This is a genomic window from Streptomyces sp. NPDC047117 (assembly GCF_040643545.1).
In the GTDB taxonomy this organism is placed as follows: Bacteria; Actinomycetota; Actinomycetes; order Streptomycetales; family Streptomycetaceae; genus Streptomyces.
In genome coordinates this window covers 27,062-42,126 of record NZ_JBEYUN010000006.1, presented here as the reverse complement: position 1 = coordinate 42,126, position 15,065 = coordinate 27,062, and the positions used below count along the sequence as shown (strand labels likewise).

The 15,065-nt window shown below is 71.4% G+C and carries 13 protein-coding genes and 1 pseudogene; 9 read left to right on the top strand and 5 right to left on the bottom strand.

Annotated elements, in window-relative coordinates; translation table 11 throughout:
• Nucleotides 1–2: 2 nt before the first annotated feature.
• Nucleotides 3–782 carry a GAF and ANTAR domain-containing protein gene (locus tag ABZ840_RS13025; protein WP_361557882.1) on the bottom strand — a complete coding sequence of 260 codons (780 nt, stop codon included), beginning with the start codon at nucleotides 780–782 and terminating at the stop codon, nucleotides 3–5.
• Nucleotides 783–1,061: 279 nt separating this feature from the next.
• Between ABZ840_RS13025 and ABZ840_RS13020 the strand changes: the two genes are divergently transcribed.
• The 6 genes and pseudogenes from ABZ840_RS13020 to ABZ840_RS12995 form a co-directional block, all read left to right on the top strand.
• Nucleotides 1,062–1,505: a helix-turn-helix transcriptional regulator gene (locus tag ABZ840_RS13020; protein WP_361557880.1), complete on the top strand. Its 444-nt coding sequence runs from the start codon at nucleotides 1,062–1,064 to the stop codon at nucleotides 1,503–1,505.
• A 10-nt stretch (nucleotides 1,506–1,515) separates the two neighbouring features.
• Entirely contained in the window at nucleotides 1,516–1,926 is a 411-nt protein-coding gene (locus ABZ840_RS13015) for a VOC family protein (RefSeq protein ID WP_361557879.1), read from the top strand.
• Nucleotides 1,927–2,219: 293 nt separating this feature from the next.
• The gene (locus ABZ840_RS13010; RefSeq protein ID WP_361557876.1) at nucleotides 2,220–2,951 is read left to right on the top strand and encodes a hypothetical protein; all 732 of its coding nucleotides are present in this window, start codon (nucleotides 2,220–2,222) and stop codon (nucleotides 2,949–2,951) included.
• Between the two features lie 367 nt (nucleotides 2,952–3,318).
• A complete protein-coding gene (locus tag ABZ840_RS13005; RefSeq protein WP_361557873.1) occupies nucleotides 3,319–3,666 on the top strand; it encodes an STAS domain-containing protein in 348 nt (115 codons plus the stop codon).
• Nucleotides 3,659–4,627, top strand: coding sequence for a sensor histidine kinase (locus ABZ840_RS13000; protein ID WP_361557870.1), 969 nt, complete (start codon nucleotides 3,659–3,661; stop codon nucleotides 4,625–4,627). Before ABZ840_RS13005 ends, ABZ840_RS13000 begins: the two co-directional genes overlap by 8 nt.
• A 190-nt stretch (nucleotides 4,628–4,817) precedes the next feature.
• Nucleotides 4,818–5,141 (top strand): annotated as a pseudogene (locus ABZ840_RS12995) (lipase family protein); the annotation flags it as partial.
• Between the two features lie 136 nt (nucleotides 5,142–5,277).
• Here the strand turns inward: ABZ840_RS12995 and ABZ840_RS12990 are convergent.
• Both ABZ840_RS12990 and ABZ840_RS12985 read right to left on the bottom strand, forming a co-directional pair.
• Entirely contained in the window at nucleotides 5,278–7,623 is a 2,346-nt protein-coding gene (locus ABZ840_RS12990; protein WP_361557867.1) for a LuxR C-terminal-related transcriptional regulator, read from the bottom strand.
• A gap of 365 nt (nucleotides 7,624–7,988) precedes the next feature.
• A complete protein-coding gene (locus ABZ840_RS12985) occupies nucleotides 7,989–9,182 on the bottom strand; it encodes an RtcB family protein (protein WP_361557864.1) in 1,194 nt (397 codons plus the stop codon).
• 179 nt (nucleotides 9,183–9,361) lie between these two features.
• Here ABZ840_RS12985 and ABZ840_RS12980 point away from each other — a divergent pair, with 179 nt between their 5' ends.
• From ABZ840_RS12980 to ABZ840_RS12970, 3 genes are all read left to right on the top strand, one after another.
• Nucleotides 9,362–10,456, top strand: a complete 1,095-nt coding sequence (locus ABZ840_RS12980; protein WP_361557861.1) for a hypothetical protein — start codon at nucleotides 9,362–9,364, stop codon at nucleotides 10,454–10,456.
• A 149-nt stretch (nucleotides 10,457–10,605) separates the two neighbouring features.
• A complete protein-coding gene (locus ABZ840_RS12975) occupies nucleotides 10,606–11,316 on the top strand; it encodes a DUF3558 family protein (protein ID WP_361557859.1) in 711 nt (236 codons plus the stop codon).
• Nucleotides 11,317–11,461: 145 nt separating this feature from the next.
• The gene (locus tag ABZ840_RS12970; protein ID WP_361558784.1) at nucleotides 11,462–12,856 is read left to right on the top strand and encodes a DUF2637 domain-containing protein; all 1,395 of its coding nucleotides are present in this window, start codon (nucleotides 11,462–11,464) and stop codon (nucleotides 12,854–12,856) included.
• 30 nt (nucleotides 12,857–12,886) lie between these two features.
• On the opposite strand, the gene ABZ840_RS12965 is transcribed toward ABZ840_RS12970, so the two are convergent.
• Nucleotides 12,887–13,120: a hypothetical protein gene (locus tag ABZ840_RS12965; RefSeq protein WP_361557857.1), complete on the bottom strand. Its 234-nt coding sequence runs from the start codon at nucleotides 13,118–13,120 to the stop codon at nucleotides 12,887–12,889.
• 118 nt (nucleotides 13,121–13,238) lie between these two features.
• The gene (gene lysS / locus ABZ840_RS12960) at nucleotides 13,239–14,966 is read right to left on the bottom strand and encodes a lysine--tRNA ligase (RefSeq protein ID WP_361557854.1); all 1,728 of its coding nucleotides are present in this window, start codon (nucleotides 14,964–14,966) and stop codon (nucleotides 13,239–13,241) included.
• Nucleotides 14,967–15,065 lie beyond the last annotated feature (99 nt).

The window sequence follows — 15,065 nt, the reverse complement described above, 5'->3', positions numbered from 1 at the left end:
ATTCAGGAACCGGGTGGTGACGGATCAGCCGGCTCGGCGACGTCCGCGCGGCCGTCGATCACCGCTCGGGCGAGGTCGGTCAGCGGCACCCGCCGGTCGCGCGCACGCGCGCGGAGGCGCTCGAAGGACTCGTCCAGGCTCACGTGCAGGCGTTCCGCGAGCACCCCTTTCGCCTGCTCGATGACGACGCGGCTGCCCAGGGCGTCCTCCAGCCGCTCGTCGACCAGGCTCTGATCGCGCAGCGTCCGGTACTGAAGGATGCCGATGGTGGCCACATCGGCCAGGGCCTGCCCCAGCCGCAGTTCGGTCCTGCTCGGGGCCTCGCGACAGCAGCGGAAGACGTTCAGGGCGCCGACGCTCCGCTCCCGCAGCCGCAGGGGCATGCCGGCCACCCCGGCGAACCCCCGCGCCAGCGCCCAGCCGGTGAACCGCGGCCAGCGGGCCCGGGCCTCGGGGGCGTCCAGCAGCGTGTACGGGACCGCGCTGCCGGTGCGGGTGCAGTCCCGGCACGGGCCCTCCTCCCACTCGATCTGCGCCAGCTCCAGCTGCCGCGTCCGTTCGTCGGAGGCGGAGGCGTCGACCAGCCGGCCGCGGGCGTCGAGCAGCACGACGCCGGCGGCATCCACCGGCAGCAGGGCGACCGCCCGCTCGGTGAGGAGGTGCAGAAAATCCATGATGTCGAAGTCCGCGACCAGCGTGTCGGCGAGTTCGACGAACGCGGCGGCGAGCTCTTCCTCACGCGCGGTGGGTCCCCCGGCGTGCTCCGTGGGTTCAGTGGGCATGGCCGACTCCATGGCACGAGTGGTTCTCGGCGGGCGGGGTCTCGGCCGGATCCCCTGTCGCTCACGGCGGAATCGGCAACCGCGGCAGGACAGGAACGCTTTCAGGATGCCACCGCTCCGCTTGCCGCGAGCCCCTCGCCTTCCGGAAATACGCCGCCGGACGGAGCCGTGTCCACGGTACGGAGCAGAGCGAACCGCCTTCCCGTACCGGCGGCACCCCTGCCCTCCGGATCGGCCGGACGCCGGTGAACTCCGGCGGGACGTGGCACGATCGTGCACGTGACCAGCAGACCCGCCGCGGCACAGCATCTGCGCGAGCTCGCACGGCTGCGCCGCGTCCGCGACCGGATCGACCGGGAGTACGCGCAGCCGCTGGACGTCGAGGCGCTCGCGCGCGGCGTGCACATGTCCGCGGGGCACCTGAGCCGCCAGTTCCGGCTGGCCTACGGCGAGTCGCCGTACAGCTATCTGATGACGCGGCGGGTCGAGCGCGCGATGGCACTACTGCGCCGCGGCGACCTCGGCGTCACCGAGGTCTGCTTCGCGGTCGGCTGCTCGTCGCTGGGCACCTTCAGCACCCGCTTCAAGGAGCTGGTCGGCATGCCGCCCAGCGAGTACCGGCGCCTGGCGGCCGACGGGTCGGCGGAGCTGCCGGCGTGCGTGGCGAAACAGGTGACCAGACCGGTCAGGAATCGAGAAGCGGCGCCACGGACCGGTAGCTAGCGTGACAGACATGGACATCACCCTTCACACCAGCGTCCTTCCGCACGACGACCCGGACGCCTCCCTCGCCTTCTACCGCGACGTCCTCGGCTTCGAGGTCCGCAGCGACGTCGGCACCGGCACGATGCGCTGGATCACGGTCGGCCCTCCTGGCGGGTCCGGCACGTGCATCCTCCTGGCGCCGCCCGCCGCCGACCCCGGCATCACCGACGACGAACGCCGCACGATCGCCGAGATGATGGCCAAGGGCACCTACGGCTGGATCATGCTCGCCACCAAGGACCTCGACGGCACCTTCGAGCGGCTCCAGGCCGGCGACGCCGAGGTGATCCAGGAGCCGACCGAGCAGCCGTACGGGGTCCGCGACTGCGCCTTCCGCGACCCCGCGGGCAACCAGATCCGCATCCAGGAGCTGCGCTGAGGACCGGCGGCCCGCGGCCGCTGCCGTGACCGGCGGCCGGGCCGCGACCTTCTTCTGACACCCGGCGGGCGTGGAAGAGCGGCTCGCGGGTACCTGCCGCTCAAGTCGAGGGCGGGCACCCGGGGCCGGCGCTCGGTCAGGCTTGTCCCGTCCGGAAAGGTGGCGGGACAAGCTGAACCTTCACAGCCCGGGGGCGGGCCCCGCCGCACACCGTCACCCTGCCGGGGGCACATGCCGCCTCTCGGCCGTCACATTGTGTGGCCCCCCCGGAGGCAGCCGGGCATACTGCCACTATGAGTAGGGATCGGCCGGGCAAGGAGCACGACACAGCCGACCCCGCGCACCGTGCGGATGAGCGGGACACCGCCGTCGGCCAGGACCGGGCGGCCGGCGAGCGCGAGCGCAGGGCGGACAACCGCGAGAACAGGGCCGACAAGCGAGAGCGCAAGGCCGACGACCGCGAGCGCGTGGCCGACGCGCGGGAGGCCTCCGCGGACGCGCGGGAGGCCGACGCGGACGCGCGGGAGGCCGACGCGGACGCGCGGGAGAAGCGGCTCGCTGCGTGGGAGGACCGGATGGACCGGCGGGCCCGTGCGACGGGAGGGTCGGCCCCCAGCCCACGGCAGCGCTCGCACGAGGCGATCATGCGGGCCCGGGGGCTGATGGAAGCCAGCCATGACCGGCTGGACCGCAGTGAGGCCGCGCTGCACCGCGCCGACGCGCGCGACGAACGGGAACAGCGCTCCGTCGAGCGGGAGATCGCCGCCTCGGAAGCGTTCCGGGCCACTCAGGGGCCCGCCCCGCACGAGGATCTGGAAGCCAGGGTGGGTCGCCTGGGGGCTCTGTTCGCGGAGGCGGCCGCCGCGCTCGGCGCTGCCCAGGACGCCTTGGCCGATGAGTACGAACGGCTCGGCCCGGCCTCGTCGCGTCGGGCCGACGAGGCCCGGCGCCGCGCGGAGCGCGTCCGCCGGGCGGTGGCCGACCTCCGGAACGACACCCCGCCCGCCGACGCGCAGGACGACTGACCCGGCCGGCGGGCCCTTCCCCTCACTCAGGGGCGGGAAGCGGGGGCGGGAAGCGACCAGCGGTGACGTGGTGCCGGACGGTACGGAATGTGCACCTCCGGTGCCCGCTTTGACGCGGCGGACCGGCGTAGCCCCGGAGAAAATCCGTGGATGCCTCCACCGGTATCGAGCGCCTTTCTGCTGCGGGCATTCGGCGGCCTCGGACAGGAGAAGCGCCATGCCGCCGGCGGACGTTCCTCCGGTCCCGTGTGATCGGCCGCTACCTACCGCCGCCGCACCGTGGGGCATCCCCGGTCTCCGGGCCGGGCAGCCGCGGTTCAGGCCCGCCTCGGGAAGCGTCGCGGTGTGCGCAGGGAAGAGGCCCCCAGTGCGGCCGCCCGCCTACGCCGACAAACAACTGCGAATCTGGCGTACCGCCTCCCCGCCGGGCCTCCGCCTGTCGGGCCAGGTCGACCTGACCAATCAGCACGCCTTCCTCACGCACCTGCTCGCCCTCGACGGAGCCCCCGACAGGGTCACTATCGATCTGTGCAGGGTGACGTTCTTCAGCTTCGCCTCCCTGTACGCGCTGGTGTCCTACGCCGAACTGCTGGCACCCGGCCGGCGCCTGATCCTCTGCACCAGGACACCGATCATCGGGCAGATGCTGGCCGCCTGCGGCTGGACCCGGCCCGAGCTTCCCCTGACTCTCCTGGAGGAAGACTGCGATGACTGAGTCACGTGCGTCCGCGGGGCCGGGCCCAGCCCGCCACGCGCACCACCTGCTGCTCTACGGCAACGACGAACAGTTCCTGGCCGCCGCGGTCCCCTTCGCCCGCGACGGCCTGGATGCCCGAGAGCCGGTGTTCATCGCCACCACCCCGCACAACACCGCCCTCCTGCGACGACAGCTGGCCGCGCGGGCCGACGAGGCCACCTTCGCCCTCGCCTGGTACCGCACCCCCGCGCAGGCGTTGCTCGACTTCCATGACAGGGCCCGCGCCGCCCGTGGCCGCTCCCGGGTCCTGGGCGAGACGCCCTGGGCGGGCCTCTCGTCCGCCCAGGTCCGCGAATGGACCCGGTACGAGGCGCTGCTCACGCCGGCCCTCGCCTCGACCGGCGCCTGGCATCTGTGCCCGTACGACACCCGCGCGCTGCCGACCGCGCTCCTGCACACCGCGCAGCTCACCCACCCCACACTGACCACCGGCGGGGAGCACCGGCCCAACCCCGCGCACGTCGCGCCGGAGGACTTCAGCGCGGCCTGCGACAGCGTGCCGCTGCCCGCCCCGCCCCGGGACGCACGGCAGTTCCGCTTCGACGGTCCGAAGCAGGTCGCCGAACTGCGGGACTTCACCGCCCGGCTGGCGCGCCGGGCAGGGCTCTCCGCCGACCGGATCAACAGCCTGCTGGTGTGCGTGGACGAGGCCGCCGCCAACGCCGTGCGCCACGGCGCCGGCCTCGGCCGCTGCCGCATCTGGACCACGCCGGGCGAGATCTACTGCGAGGTGACCGACCCGCACGGCACGCTGAACACCGCCCTGGCCGGCTACCTGCCGCCCAGCACCGCCGGCCTCGACGGCCGCGGCCTGTGGATCATCCGCCGGCTCAGCGACGCCGCCGACATGCGCACCACCCCGCAGGGCACCACGATCCGCATCCGCATGAACCGGCAACGCACCAGAAAGAACAGGTGAAGGCCGGCCGCGCCCACGCGCTGCATCCGCAGCAGGCCCGCCACCGGACACCGAGGAGCATCCCGCGGTTCGGCCGGGACCCTTCTGTACGCGGCACAGCGGCGACACCACACTGCCTGCCATATCGGCCTGCCGCATCCGCCTGCCGTGGCGAACCGCCGAGCGGACGGCGTCACCGAAGGAGCAGCCCATGCCTGCACCCGTCTTCGATCACCGCTCCACGGAATACAGCCTGCAGCGCGCTTACGCGATGGCCAGGGCGGCGCAACTCGCCTACAAGGAGCCGGAGGTCATCGAGCAGCAGGCCGCCGAGTGGGGCTTCGGCCGGGTACGGCACCACCACACGCGGTTCACGCCGCCGTTCCCGCTGGAGGACACCCAGGCGTACACGATGGCCGACGACCACATGATCGTCACTGCCTTCCGGGGGACGGAGGCCCAGGAGCTGCGGGACTGGCTGTCGGACGTCACCACTCCGTACTGGCCCGGTCCCGGCGGTACGGGCTGTGTCCACTCTCGTACCGCTCCTCGGCGACGTAGTTGTGGTGGCAGCGCCCCAAGGACTCCACACTTTCCCCAAGCCCCCTTGATCGATGGTTGTCCGCGGTGGAGTTGTCGCACGTCACGGTGGTGTTCCCGCCGAGCAGCGCCTACGTAGGGCGCGGCTCGCCCCGTTCTCCGCGCAGCCACGCGGCGACCTCGGAGCGGGAGAAAAGGCCCAGCTTGGCGAGGATGTGCTCGACGTGAGCGGCGGCAGTGCGCTTGGAGGTGGCCAGCTGCTTGGCGATCTCGCGGTCCGTTAGGCCCGCCGCGACCAGCGCGGCGACCTCCCGCTCGCGGCGCGTGAGCGCGTCGGCGCCTGCCCAGGCCGCAGCAGCCTCGCCGCGGGCGGCAGGAGGCTCGTCGCAGTTGCTCACGGCGAATTGCACGGCGGTCGATCGCGACCGTTTCGCGCCTTGGTGGTGCAGCGACTCGTAGCGATGGTCGCCGAGCGCCTGCCGGGCGGCGGCCGCGAACCGGGCGTGCAGGGCTCCCAGCTTCGGGTTGCCGACGAAGGGCGTCGCGCCCGCCAGTGCCCACACCGCGCCGGCCGCGCCGAACAGCCAGGCCGCGCGGGGATGCCGGCCGTCCTGTGCGGAGACCCAGGCCAGCAGGCTGAGGGAGGCCGCTGAGCCGAGCAGGTCATCGCGCGCGAACTGCAACTCAAGGGCGCGACGCCCGGCCCGGTCGGCGGCGGGGATATCCCCGGAGAGAACGTGGGCGATGCCCATGGAGATGAGAGTGAACGCCGTGAGGTAACTCTCCTCGCTGCCCTCGCCGAGCAGGTCGAGCGCCTCGGCGAAGTCGGCGAGTCCGGCGCCGAGGTTGCCGGCGATGGTGTGGGTGAGGCCGCGGCGAAATGCGACCCAGCGCATGCCCACGGCGTCGCCGACGTCGCGGAAGATACCGGTCGCCCGGCACAGCAGGTCCAGGCCCGTGTCGGTCTCGCCGCCGTAGGCCAGGGCCATCCCGCGGCTCATGGCGGCATATCCGGCCAGACGGAGGTCGCCGAGCCGGTCGGCCACCTCCTGCGCCTCGTCCGCGAACCGCTGCGCCACCGCGTGTTCACCCCGGTACGTCGCGTAGGTGCAACTCCACGCCAGGGTCGCGAACCGGTCAGCGGACGGCTCCGGGGCGCGCGCGAGCGCCAGATCCATCCAGTGGCCCGCCTCGCGGGGCTGCCCGGCACATGTCCAGTACGACCACATCACCGCCGTAAACGCCACCGCGCTGTCACCGCCGCCGTCAAGGGCATAACCGAGGGCGGCGCGCAGGTTCTCGCGCTCGGGCACCGAGCCCCGGTACAGCGGCACCTGCTCGGAGGTGAGAAAGCGGTCGGCGAAATGACGCAGCCGCGACGCGTAGTGGACGACATGCCGACGGCGCAGTACGTCCTCCTCGCCGAGGCCGCGCAGCCATCCGGCACCGTATTCGCGGATGGTGTCGAGCATCCGGTAGCGCTCGCCGCCCCCTGTCGGCTGCCGGTTCAGGATGGACTTGTCGGCCAGCGAAGCCAGGAGACCCGGGATCTCGTCCTCCGACAGGTGGGTGTCGGTGCACACCTGCCGGGCCGTCTCGGCGTCGAAACCACCTGCGAAGACCGACAGCCGTGCCCAGATCAGCCGTTCTGCCGGGGTGCACAGTTCGTGACTCCAGCCGATCGCGGTACGCAGCGCCTGGTGCCAGGGCGGTTCGGCATCGCTCACCACGTGGTCAGTGGTGCCGAGGACCGCGTAACGGTCCTCCAGGCGTTCGGTCAGTTCAGCCATGGACAGCTCGCGCAGCCGGGCGGCGGCCAGCTCGATGGCGAGCGGCAGACCGTCCAGGCGCCGGCACAGACGTACCAAGTCCGGCCGGTTGCTGTCGGTGACGGTGAAGCCCGGTATTACTTCGGCCGCACGGGCGGCCAACAGGGCGACCGCACCCGCCTCACCGGTGTCTTCGTCCTCGCTGTCTTCGGACACGGGCAACGGCGCGACGGTCAGCAGCCGCTCCCCGACCATGTCGAGCTGGCAGCGGCTTGTCACCAGGATCCGCAGACCCGGCGCCCCTCTCAGCATCGCCTCGGCCGCCAACGCGCACACGTCCACCAGATGCTCACAAGTGTCCAGCACCAACAGCAGCTCGCGGTCGGCCAGATACTCCACCAGCACATCGATCATCGGGCGCGTCGTCTGATCCGCCAGCGGCAGCGCCTCCGCGATGGCGTGCGCCAGCACGGCACCGTGCCGCAACGGGGAAAGCTCCACCCACCACGCCCCGTCCCGGAAGAACGGCTGCACCTCGTGAGCGGCCCGCAGCGCCATACGTGTCTTGCCCACCCCACCGACCCCCGTCAGCGTCACCAGCCGCGCCTCCGCGAGCAGCCGACGGATCTCCACCAGCTCGGTCCGCCGCCCGATCAGTTCCGTCGATTCCGCAGGCAGACTCCCCGCAAGCTGGCTCCGCTCGGTCACATCGCCCTCTCAGCCTCAAACCACCAACCACCAGGAAATGCAGGACAGCCTGACGGCTCCCGCCACGCGGCGTGACGGCGAAGGGGAAAGCGATCGGATATGACGTCATGAGACCGATGCGTGCAGGGAACGGCGAGCCCTGTGCCCAGCCATGCACACGGCGGAAAGCCTGGGAGCCCTAGGCCCGGTACCGGCGCCGCAGCACCGCCGAACGATGCGTGAGCAAGTGGAAGCAGTTTCGCGCGGCCCCCCCACGCGGCACGACAAACGCTCAGTGTCCTCCGCTCGTATGAGGGAGGACACTGAGACGCTGGAAGATCACGCTGCCACTGACAGGGAACGTCATGTACGTGAGGTCCTGGACTTCAGCCCTTCACGCAGATGACCTGCTTGAGCTTGGCGACGACCTGGACCAGGTCGCGCTGCTGGTCGATGACCTTCTCGATGGGCTTGTACGCGCCGGGGATCTCGTCCACGACACCGGAGTCCTTGCGGCACTCCACGCCCCGCGTCTGCTCCTCCAGGTCCTTCGTGGAGAAACGCTTCTTCGCGGCGTTGCGGCTCATCTTCCGACCGGCGCCGTGCGAAGCGGAGTTGAAGGACTTCTCGTTGCCGAGTCCCTTCACGATGTACGAGCCGGTGCCCATCGAGCCCGGGATGATCCCGTAGTCCCCGCTCCCGGCCCGGATCGCCCCCTTCCGCGTCACCAGCAGATCCATCCCCTCGTACCGCTCCTCCGCCACGTAGTTGTGGTGGCAGGAGATCACCGGGTCGAAGGTCGGGCGGGCCTTCTTGAACTCCTTGCGGACGACGTCCTGGAAGAGCGCCATCATGATCGCGCGGTTGTGCTTGGCGTACTCCTGCGCCCAGAACAGGTCGTTGCGGTACGCCGCCATCTGCGGGGTGTCCGCGATGAAGACGGCGAGGTCGCGGTCGACCAGGCCCTGGTTGTGCGGCAGCTTCTGGGCCTCGCCGATGTGGAAGTCGGCGAGCTCCTTGCCGATGTTCCGGGAGCCGGAGTGCAGCATCAGCCAGACGGAGTCGCTCTCGTCCAGGCAGAACTCGATGAAGTGGTTGCCCGAACCGAGCGTCCCCATCTGCTTCGTCGCCCGGTCCTGACGGAACTTGACCGCGTCGGCGATGCCGTCGAAGCGGGTCCAGAAGTCGTCCCAGCCGGCCGTGGCGTAGCCGTGCAGGCGGGACGGGTCCACCGCGTCGTCGTGCATCCCGCGCCCCACCGGAATGGCCTGCTCGATCTTCGAGCGCAGGCGGGAGAGGTCGCCGGGCAGGTCGTTCGCCGTGAGGGAGGTCTTGACCGCGGACATTCCGCAGCCGATGTCGACGCCGACCGCCGCCGGGCAGACCGCGCCGTGCATCGCGATGACCGAGCCGACCGTGGCGCCCTTGCCGTAGTGCACGTCGGGCATCACGGCGAGGCCCTTGATCCACGGCAGGGTCGCGACATTGCGCAGCTGCTGCAGCGCGGCGCCCTCGACCGTGGCCGGGTCCGTCCACATGCGGATGGGTACCTGCGCACCAGGCACTTCCACGTACGACATGACTTCCTCATTCCCCCGAAACGATAGAAAACGCAAATAAAGAGAGAAACGCAAATCGCGGACAAAGCACCCGATCAACGACGGCGGACCGGCATGCGCGGCGATGCGTGCGGTAGACATTGTGTCCATCAGCCGCCGTTGGGCGGCAACCGGATTTCGTACGGAAGGAGCCGGTGACGGTGCAGCGAAGGTCGTCCGTACGAGGGGCCGCGGTAGCGGCGGCCGTGGCGCTGGCCACCCTCCTCACCAGCTGCTCCGGCGGCTCCGACGCCGATGCGGGGGCCGACGACTCCAAGAGCGGCGACAGCACCTCGTCGGCGCCGGTCGCCGAACCGGGCAGGTTCGACTCGCTGCCCGAGCCCTGCGGACTGCCCGGCCGGAGCACGCTGCGCAGCCTGCTGCCCACCGACGGCGCTTCGGAGACGTCCGCCGAGGCCGACAAGGTCTACCGCGGCCAGGCCGACATCACCTTCGACACCGACCGCCGGGTCGGCTGCCGCTGGAAGCGCGAGACGTCCGAGGGCAGCCGCCACCTCACCGTCGACCTGCAGCGCGTCGTGTCGTACGACGGGTCCGCCAGCGACGACGACAAGGCCCAGGAGCTGTACGCGAAGAAGGAGCTGGCGGCCCACATCCCCAGCGACGCCGCGAAGACCCCGCCGGTCCGGACCCCGACCCCGACCGGCAGCGAGAAGGGCTCGGCCGGGAGCGAGAAGGGCTCCAACGGCAAACAGGACGGGGAGCAGGACGAGAAGCAGAGCGGCACGCAGGGCGGGGAGACCGGGAAGGGCACGCAGTCGTCCGGGTCCGGAGCCGGGGCCGCTGACGAGCGCGGCGACCGCCCCTCCGGCGGCAAGGGCGCCGCCGCCGACCCGTCGGGCAGCCCGTCGGCGCGCCAGAAGGGCGACGACGAGACCGCCGGCAGGACGCCCGGCAAGGGCTCCGGCGACGCCACGCAGCCGTCCGACACCCGGACGGGCGAAGGCGACCCGTCCGATTCTTCCGGTTCCGACGAGTCCCCCGACACGGCCGCGAGCCTCGCGCCGCGCCCGCTCGACGACCTGGGCGACGCCGCCTTCCTGGATGATGCGCTGGTCACGGCGGATTCCGGCGTACACCGCGACATCACGGTCGTTTTCCGGTCGTCGAATGTGATCGTCACCATTGAGTACGACCAGTGGTCCACCGACACCTCGGTCCTCCCCGACCGTCGTGAGCTGCAGGAAAAGGCCCAGAAGCTGGCCGCGGAGCTCGCCGCGCACTGGACCGGATGAGCGGTACCGGTCGCTGCGACCGGTTACCGTCGGCGAGTAACGACGTGAATCGGCCACCGGCGCCCGGCCGCCGCGTACCGTGCGACCCAGGGGCCACCTGGGCCCTGCGCGCGGAACGGCCGCTCGCACGACGATGAAGCGAAGGAACCATGCACCGTTCAGCCAAGCGACTCGCCAGCTACCTCGCCTGCGCAGCCGTACCGGTGATGCTCGTCGCCGGCTGCTCCGACGACTCCGGCAAGGACTCGGGCGGCGACGCCTCGAAGTCGGCGGCCCCGAGCTCCTCGCCGAAGGTGGCGCCGGGCAAGTTCAAGAAGCTCCCCGACCCCTGCAAGGCCATCACCAAGGACCGCGTCAAGAAGATGCTGCCCGCCGTGAAGGACGAGAGCGGCGAGGAGGGCAAGAGCAGCGACACCGCCGCGCACGGCACCTGCACCTGGAGCAGTGAGGAGCGGCAGGGCAAGGGCGGCATCAACGGCACCCAGTTCCGCTGGCTCGCGGTCAACCTGCAGCGCTACGACTCCGACCCGGCCCTGGGCTCCGGTGACAAGCGCGCCAACGGCTTCTTCAACAAGCAGGTCGACGCGGCCAAGACCACCAAGGACGCCAAGAACGTCAAGAGCGAGAACGCCGAGGGCATCGGCGACCAGGCGACCATGGTCACGTACGACCTGAAGAAGGACGGCAACGACTTCAAGAACCAGACGCTCGTCGCCCGTACCGCCAACGCCGTGGTCACCATCAACTTCAACGGCGCGGGCCTGGCCGGTGCCAAGGCGCCGGACGGCGACGAGATGGTGAAGGACTCGCAGGAGGCCGCGAAGCAGGCCGTCAACGCGATCGCCCAGGCGAACAAGTAGGGCATACCCGCCCCATGGGCCCCGGCTCCGCCGTACCACTCGGGTAACGCCTGAGGCCCTCCCCGCCCTCGGCCTGCGAGGTGTGCCAGGCTAGGCGCGCCAGTCAGCCGAGTGCGGGGAGGGATCGCGGGTGGCCGCGATGCGGATGAGCCGTACGCACCGAATACTCATCGGTGTCGTCGTCGCGGGCGCGCTCGTGATCGCCGCGATCGGCTTCGCCGGCTCGTACGCGGCGGTCCGTGCCCTGGCCGAACAGAAGGGCTTCGGCGCCTTCTCCTACGTCTTCCCCATCGGCATCGATGCGGGGATCGTCGTTCTCCTCGCCCTCGACCTGCTGCTGACCTGGATCCGCATCCCGTTCCCGCTGCTGCGGCAGACCGCCTGGCTGCTGACGGCCGCGACGATCGCCTTCAACGGCGCGGCGGCCTGGCCCGACCCGCTCGGCGTCGGGATGCACGCGGTGATCCCCGTGCTCTTCGTCGTCGCGGTCGAGGCGGCCCGGCACGCGGTCGGGCGGATCGCCGATCTCACCGCCGACAAGCACATGGAGGGCGTCCGGCTCTCCCGCTGGCTGCTGGCACCCGCCTCGACGTTCCGGCTGTGGCGCCGGATGAAGCTCTGGGAGCTGCGCTCCTACGAGCAGGTGATCAAACTGGAGCAGGACCGGCTGGTGTACCAGGCGCGGCTGCGGTCCCGGTACGGGCGCGCGTGGCGGCGGAAGGCGCCCGTGGAGGCGATGATGCCGCTGCGGCTGGCCCGGTACGGGGTGCCGCTGGCCGAGACGGTCCCGGCGGGGCTCGCGGCGGCGGGGCTCGAACCGGCACGCGAGCCGCAGAACCCGGTGCGCCGCGCCGAACTCGACCCGGCGGGTCGCGAGACGGCGGGGCGCGACGCGGCAGGGCGCGATGCGGCGGCGCTCGACCCGGCGGGGCTCGACGCCGCACCGCGGGAGCACCCGACGCAGGTCGAGCCGGCCGAGCCGGTCCAGGTAGCCGAGTCGCTCCAAGCAGCCGGGCCGGTCCAGCAGGCCGAGGCGCCCGCGCCCGCCCCGAGCGGGACCGCTCCCGCTCCGAGCGAGCCCGCCCCCGCCCACCAGGAGCCTCTCCCCGCCCCCGACGGGACCGCCGACCGGATCACCGTCCCCGTCGGTCCCGGCCGCAGCCGGCCTCTCGGCAACGCGGGCGCGCCGGTCCCGGTCCCCGAGCAACGGATGGCAGCCGAACCCGGGCCGGAGTACCAGCCGGAGTACCAGCCTCAGTTCGAGCCGGGCTTCGAGCCGGAGTACGTCCCCGAGCCGCCCATGGAGTCGCTGCCCGACGGCCTCTCCCGCGATGAGCAGTTCTACGTGGCGTTCCGCTCGTACGTGGCCGAGAAGAACGACTTCCCGGACCCGCACCAGTTCGCCCGCTACCTGCTCAACAACTACGGCGTCACCGGCAGGGACGGCGTCGGCCCGCTCAGCGAGAACTATCTGCGGACGTACGTGCGCGACTTCCGCGGCCGCTTCCGCCAGGAGATGGAGACCGAGCACATCGCCTGACCGGCCGAGCACATCGCCTGACCGGACGGCTCAGGTCTTCGCCCCGGCCCCGCTCGTCTTCTTGCGGTCCGCCTCGCTCCACCACACGACCGCGCCGCCCACGATCAGCATCGTCGCGTACGCCCACAGCGGGGGAGTGTCGACCCAGCGGTGCAGCAGGCCCCACTCGGAGTCGGTGAAGAACCGCCCGCCGAGGCCCATCGCGCCCTGGATGAGGGCGAGCCAGCCGACGAGCCCGAGGAAAGCCTTCGGATAACCCTTCATGTGTCCACGGTCACGGAAACGGCCCCGGGAAACATCGTTCCCGGGGCCGAGCCCGTCGTGCACGGCATCCGCCGAAAGTCGCAGCCGCGCGCCCTCCGCGAGGGCGGGCGCGCGACGGCTACGCGCCGAGCAGCGTACGCACCCGGTCCGCGCCCACGGCGAGCAGCAGCGTGGGCAGCCGCGGGCCGGTCTCCCGGCTGACCAGCAGGCGGTACAGCAGCGCGAAGAAGGTCCGCTGGGCGGTCTTGATCTCCGGCGGCAGTTCCTTCGCGGTGGCGTCGGCGGAGAAGCCCGCCTGGACCTTCGGCACGCCGTAGACCAGGTGCGTCAGCCCGTCGAGCGACCAGTGCGTGTCCAGGCCGTCCAGCAGCAGCCGCAGCGATTCCTTCGCCTGGTCGTCCAACGAGCCCAGCAGGTCGGTGTCCGGCTCCTCGCGGACGATGGTCCGCTGGTCGGCCGGGACCTGGCTGGTGATCCACTGCTCGGCGCGGTCCAGCCGGGGCCGGACCTCGTCCAGCGAGCCGACCGGGTTCTCCGGGTCCAGCTCGCTGAGGATGCGCAGGGTCTGCTCGTCGTGCCCGGCGGTGATGTCGGCGACCGAGGCGAGCGTGCGGTACGGGAGCGGGCGCGGCGTCTTCGGCAGTTCGCCCGCCGCCGTCCCGACGGCACGGGCGTACGCCGCCGCGTCGGCCGGCAGCACGGAGCCGTCGGCGACCTTGGCGTCCAGCCGGTCCCACTCGTCGTACAGCCGCTGGATCTCCTGGTCGAAGGCGATCTTGAACGACTGGTTCGGGCGGCGCCGCGCGTACAGCCAGCGCAGCAGCTGCGGCTCCATGATCTCCAGGGCGTCGGCCGGGGTGGGCACGCCGCCCTTGGACGACGACATCTTCGCCATGCCCGAGATCCCCACGAAGGCGTACATGGGGCCGATCGGCTGCTTGCCGTCGAAGATCCCGACGATCTGCCCGCCGACCTGGAACGACGACCCCGGAGACGAGTGGTCGACACCGCTCGGCTCGAAGATCACGCCCTCGTAGGCCCAGCGCATGGGCCAGTCGACCTTCCAGACCAGCTTGCCGCCGTTGAACTCGCTCAGCAGCACCGTCTCGCCGTGCCCGCAGGTGCAGGTGTAGGTGAGGGCGGTCGTGGCGTCGTCGTAGGCGGTGACGGTGGTGAAGTCCTTGCCGCAGACCGTGCAGTACGGCTTGTACGGGAAGTAGCCCGCGCCGCCGCCGCTGCCGTCGTCCTCACCGGCCGCGCCGGAGCCCTCGGCGGCCTCCAGCTCGGCCTCGTCGACCGGCTTCTGCGACTTCTTCGCCGGCGCCTTCTTCGTGCGGTACTGGGCGAGGATCGCGTCGATGTCACCGCGGTGCTTCATCGCGTGCAGGACCTGCTCGCGGTAGACGCCCGAGGTGTACTGCGCGGTCTGGCTGATGCCGTCGTACTCGACGCCCAGCTGCGCGAGCGCGTCGACCATGGCGGCCTTGAAGTGCTCCGCCCAGTTCGGGTACGCGGAGCCCTTGGGGGCCGGGACGCTGGTCAGCGGCTTGCCGATGTGCTCGGCCCAGGAGTCGTCCACGCCCTCGACGCCGAACGGGACCTTGCGGTACCGGTCGTAGTCGTCCCAGGACAGCACGTGGCGGACCTCGTACCCGCGGCGGCGGACCTCATCCGCGACCAGGTGCGGGGTCATGACCTCACGCAGGTTGCCCAGGTGGATCGGGCCGGAGGGGGACAGGCCGGAAGCGACGACGACCGGTTTGCCAGGCGCGCGACGCTCCGACTCGGTGATGACCTCATCCGCGTAACGGGAGACCCAGTCGGTTGTCTCGGTGCTCTGAGCCACGGTCGGCCCTTCCTTTTCTGCTTCGCGCGTTCGCTCGACCACATGGTGGATCACGTGGTCGCTTACGGTCGTGAGCCCGGTCCGGCACCCCGGCGGTCG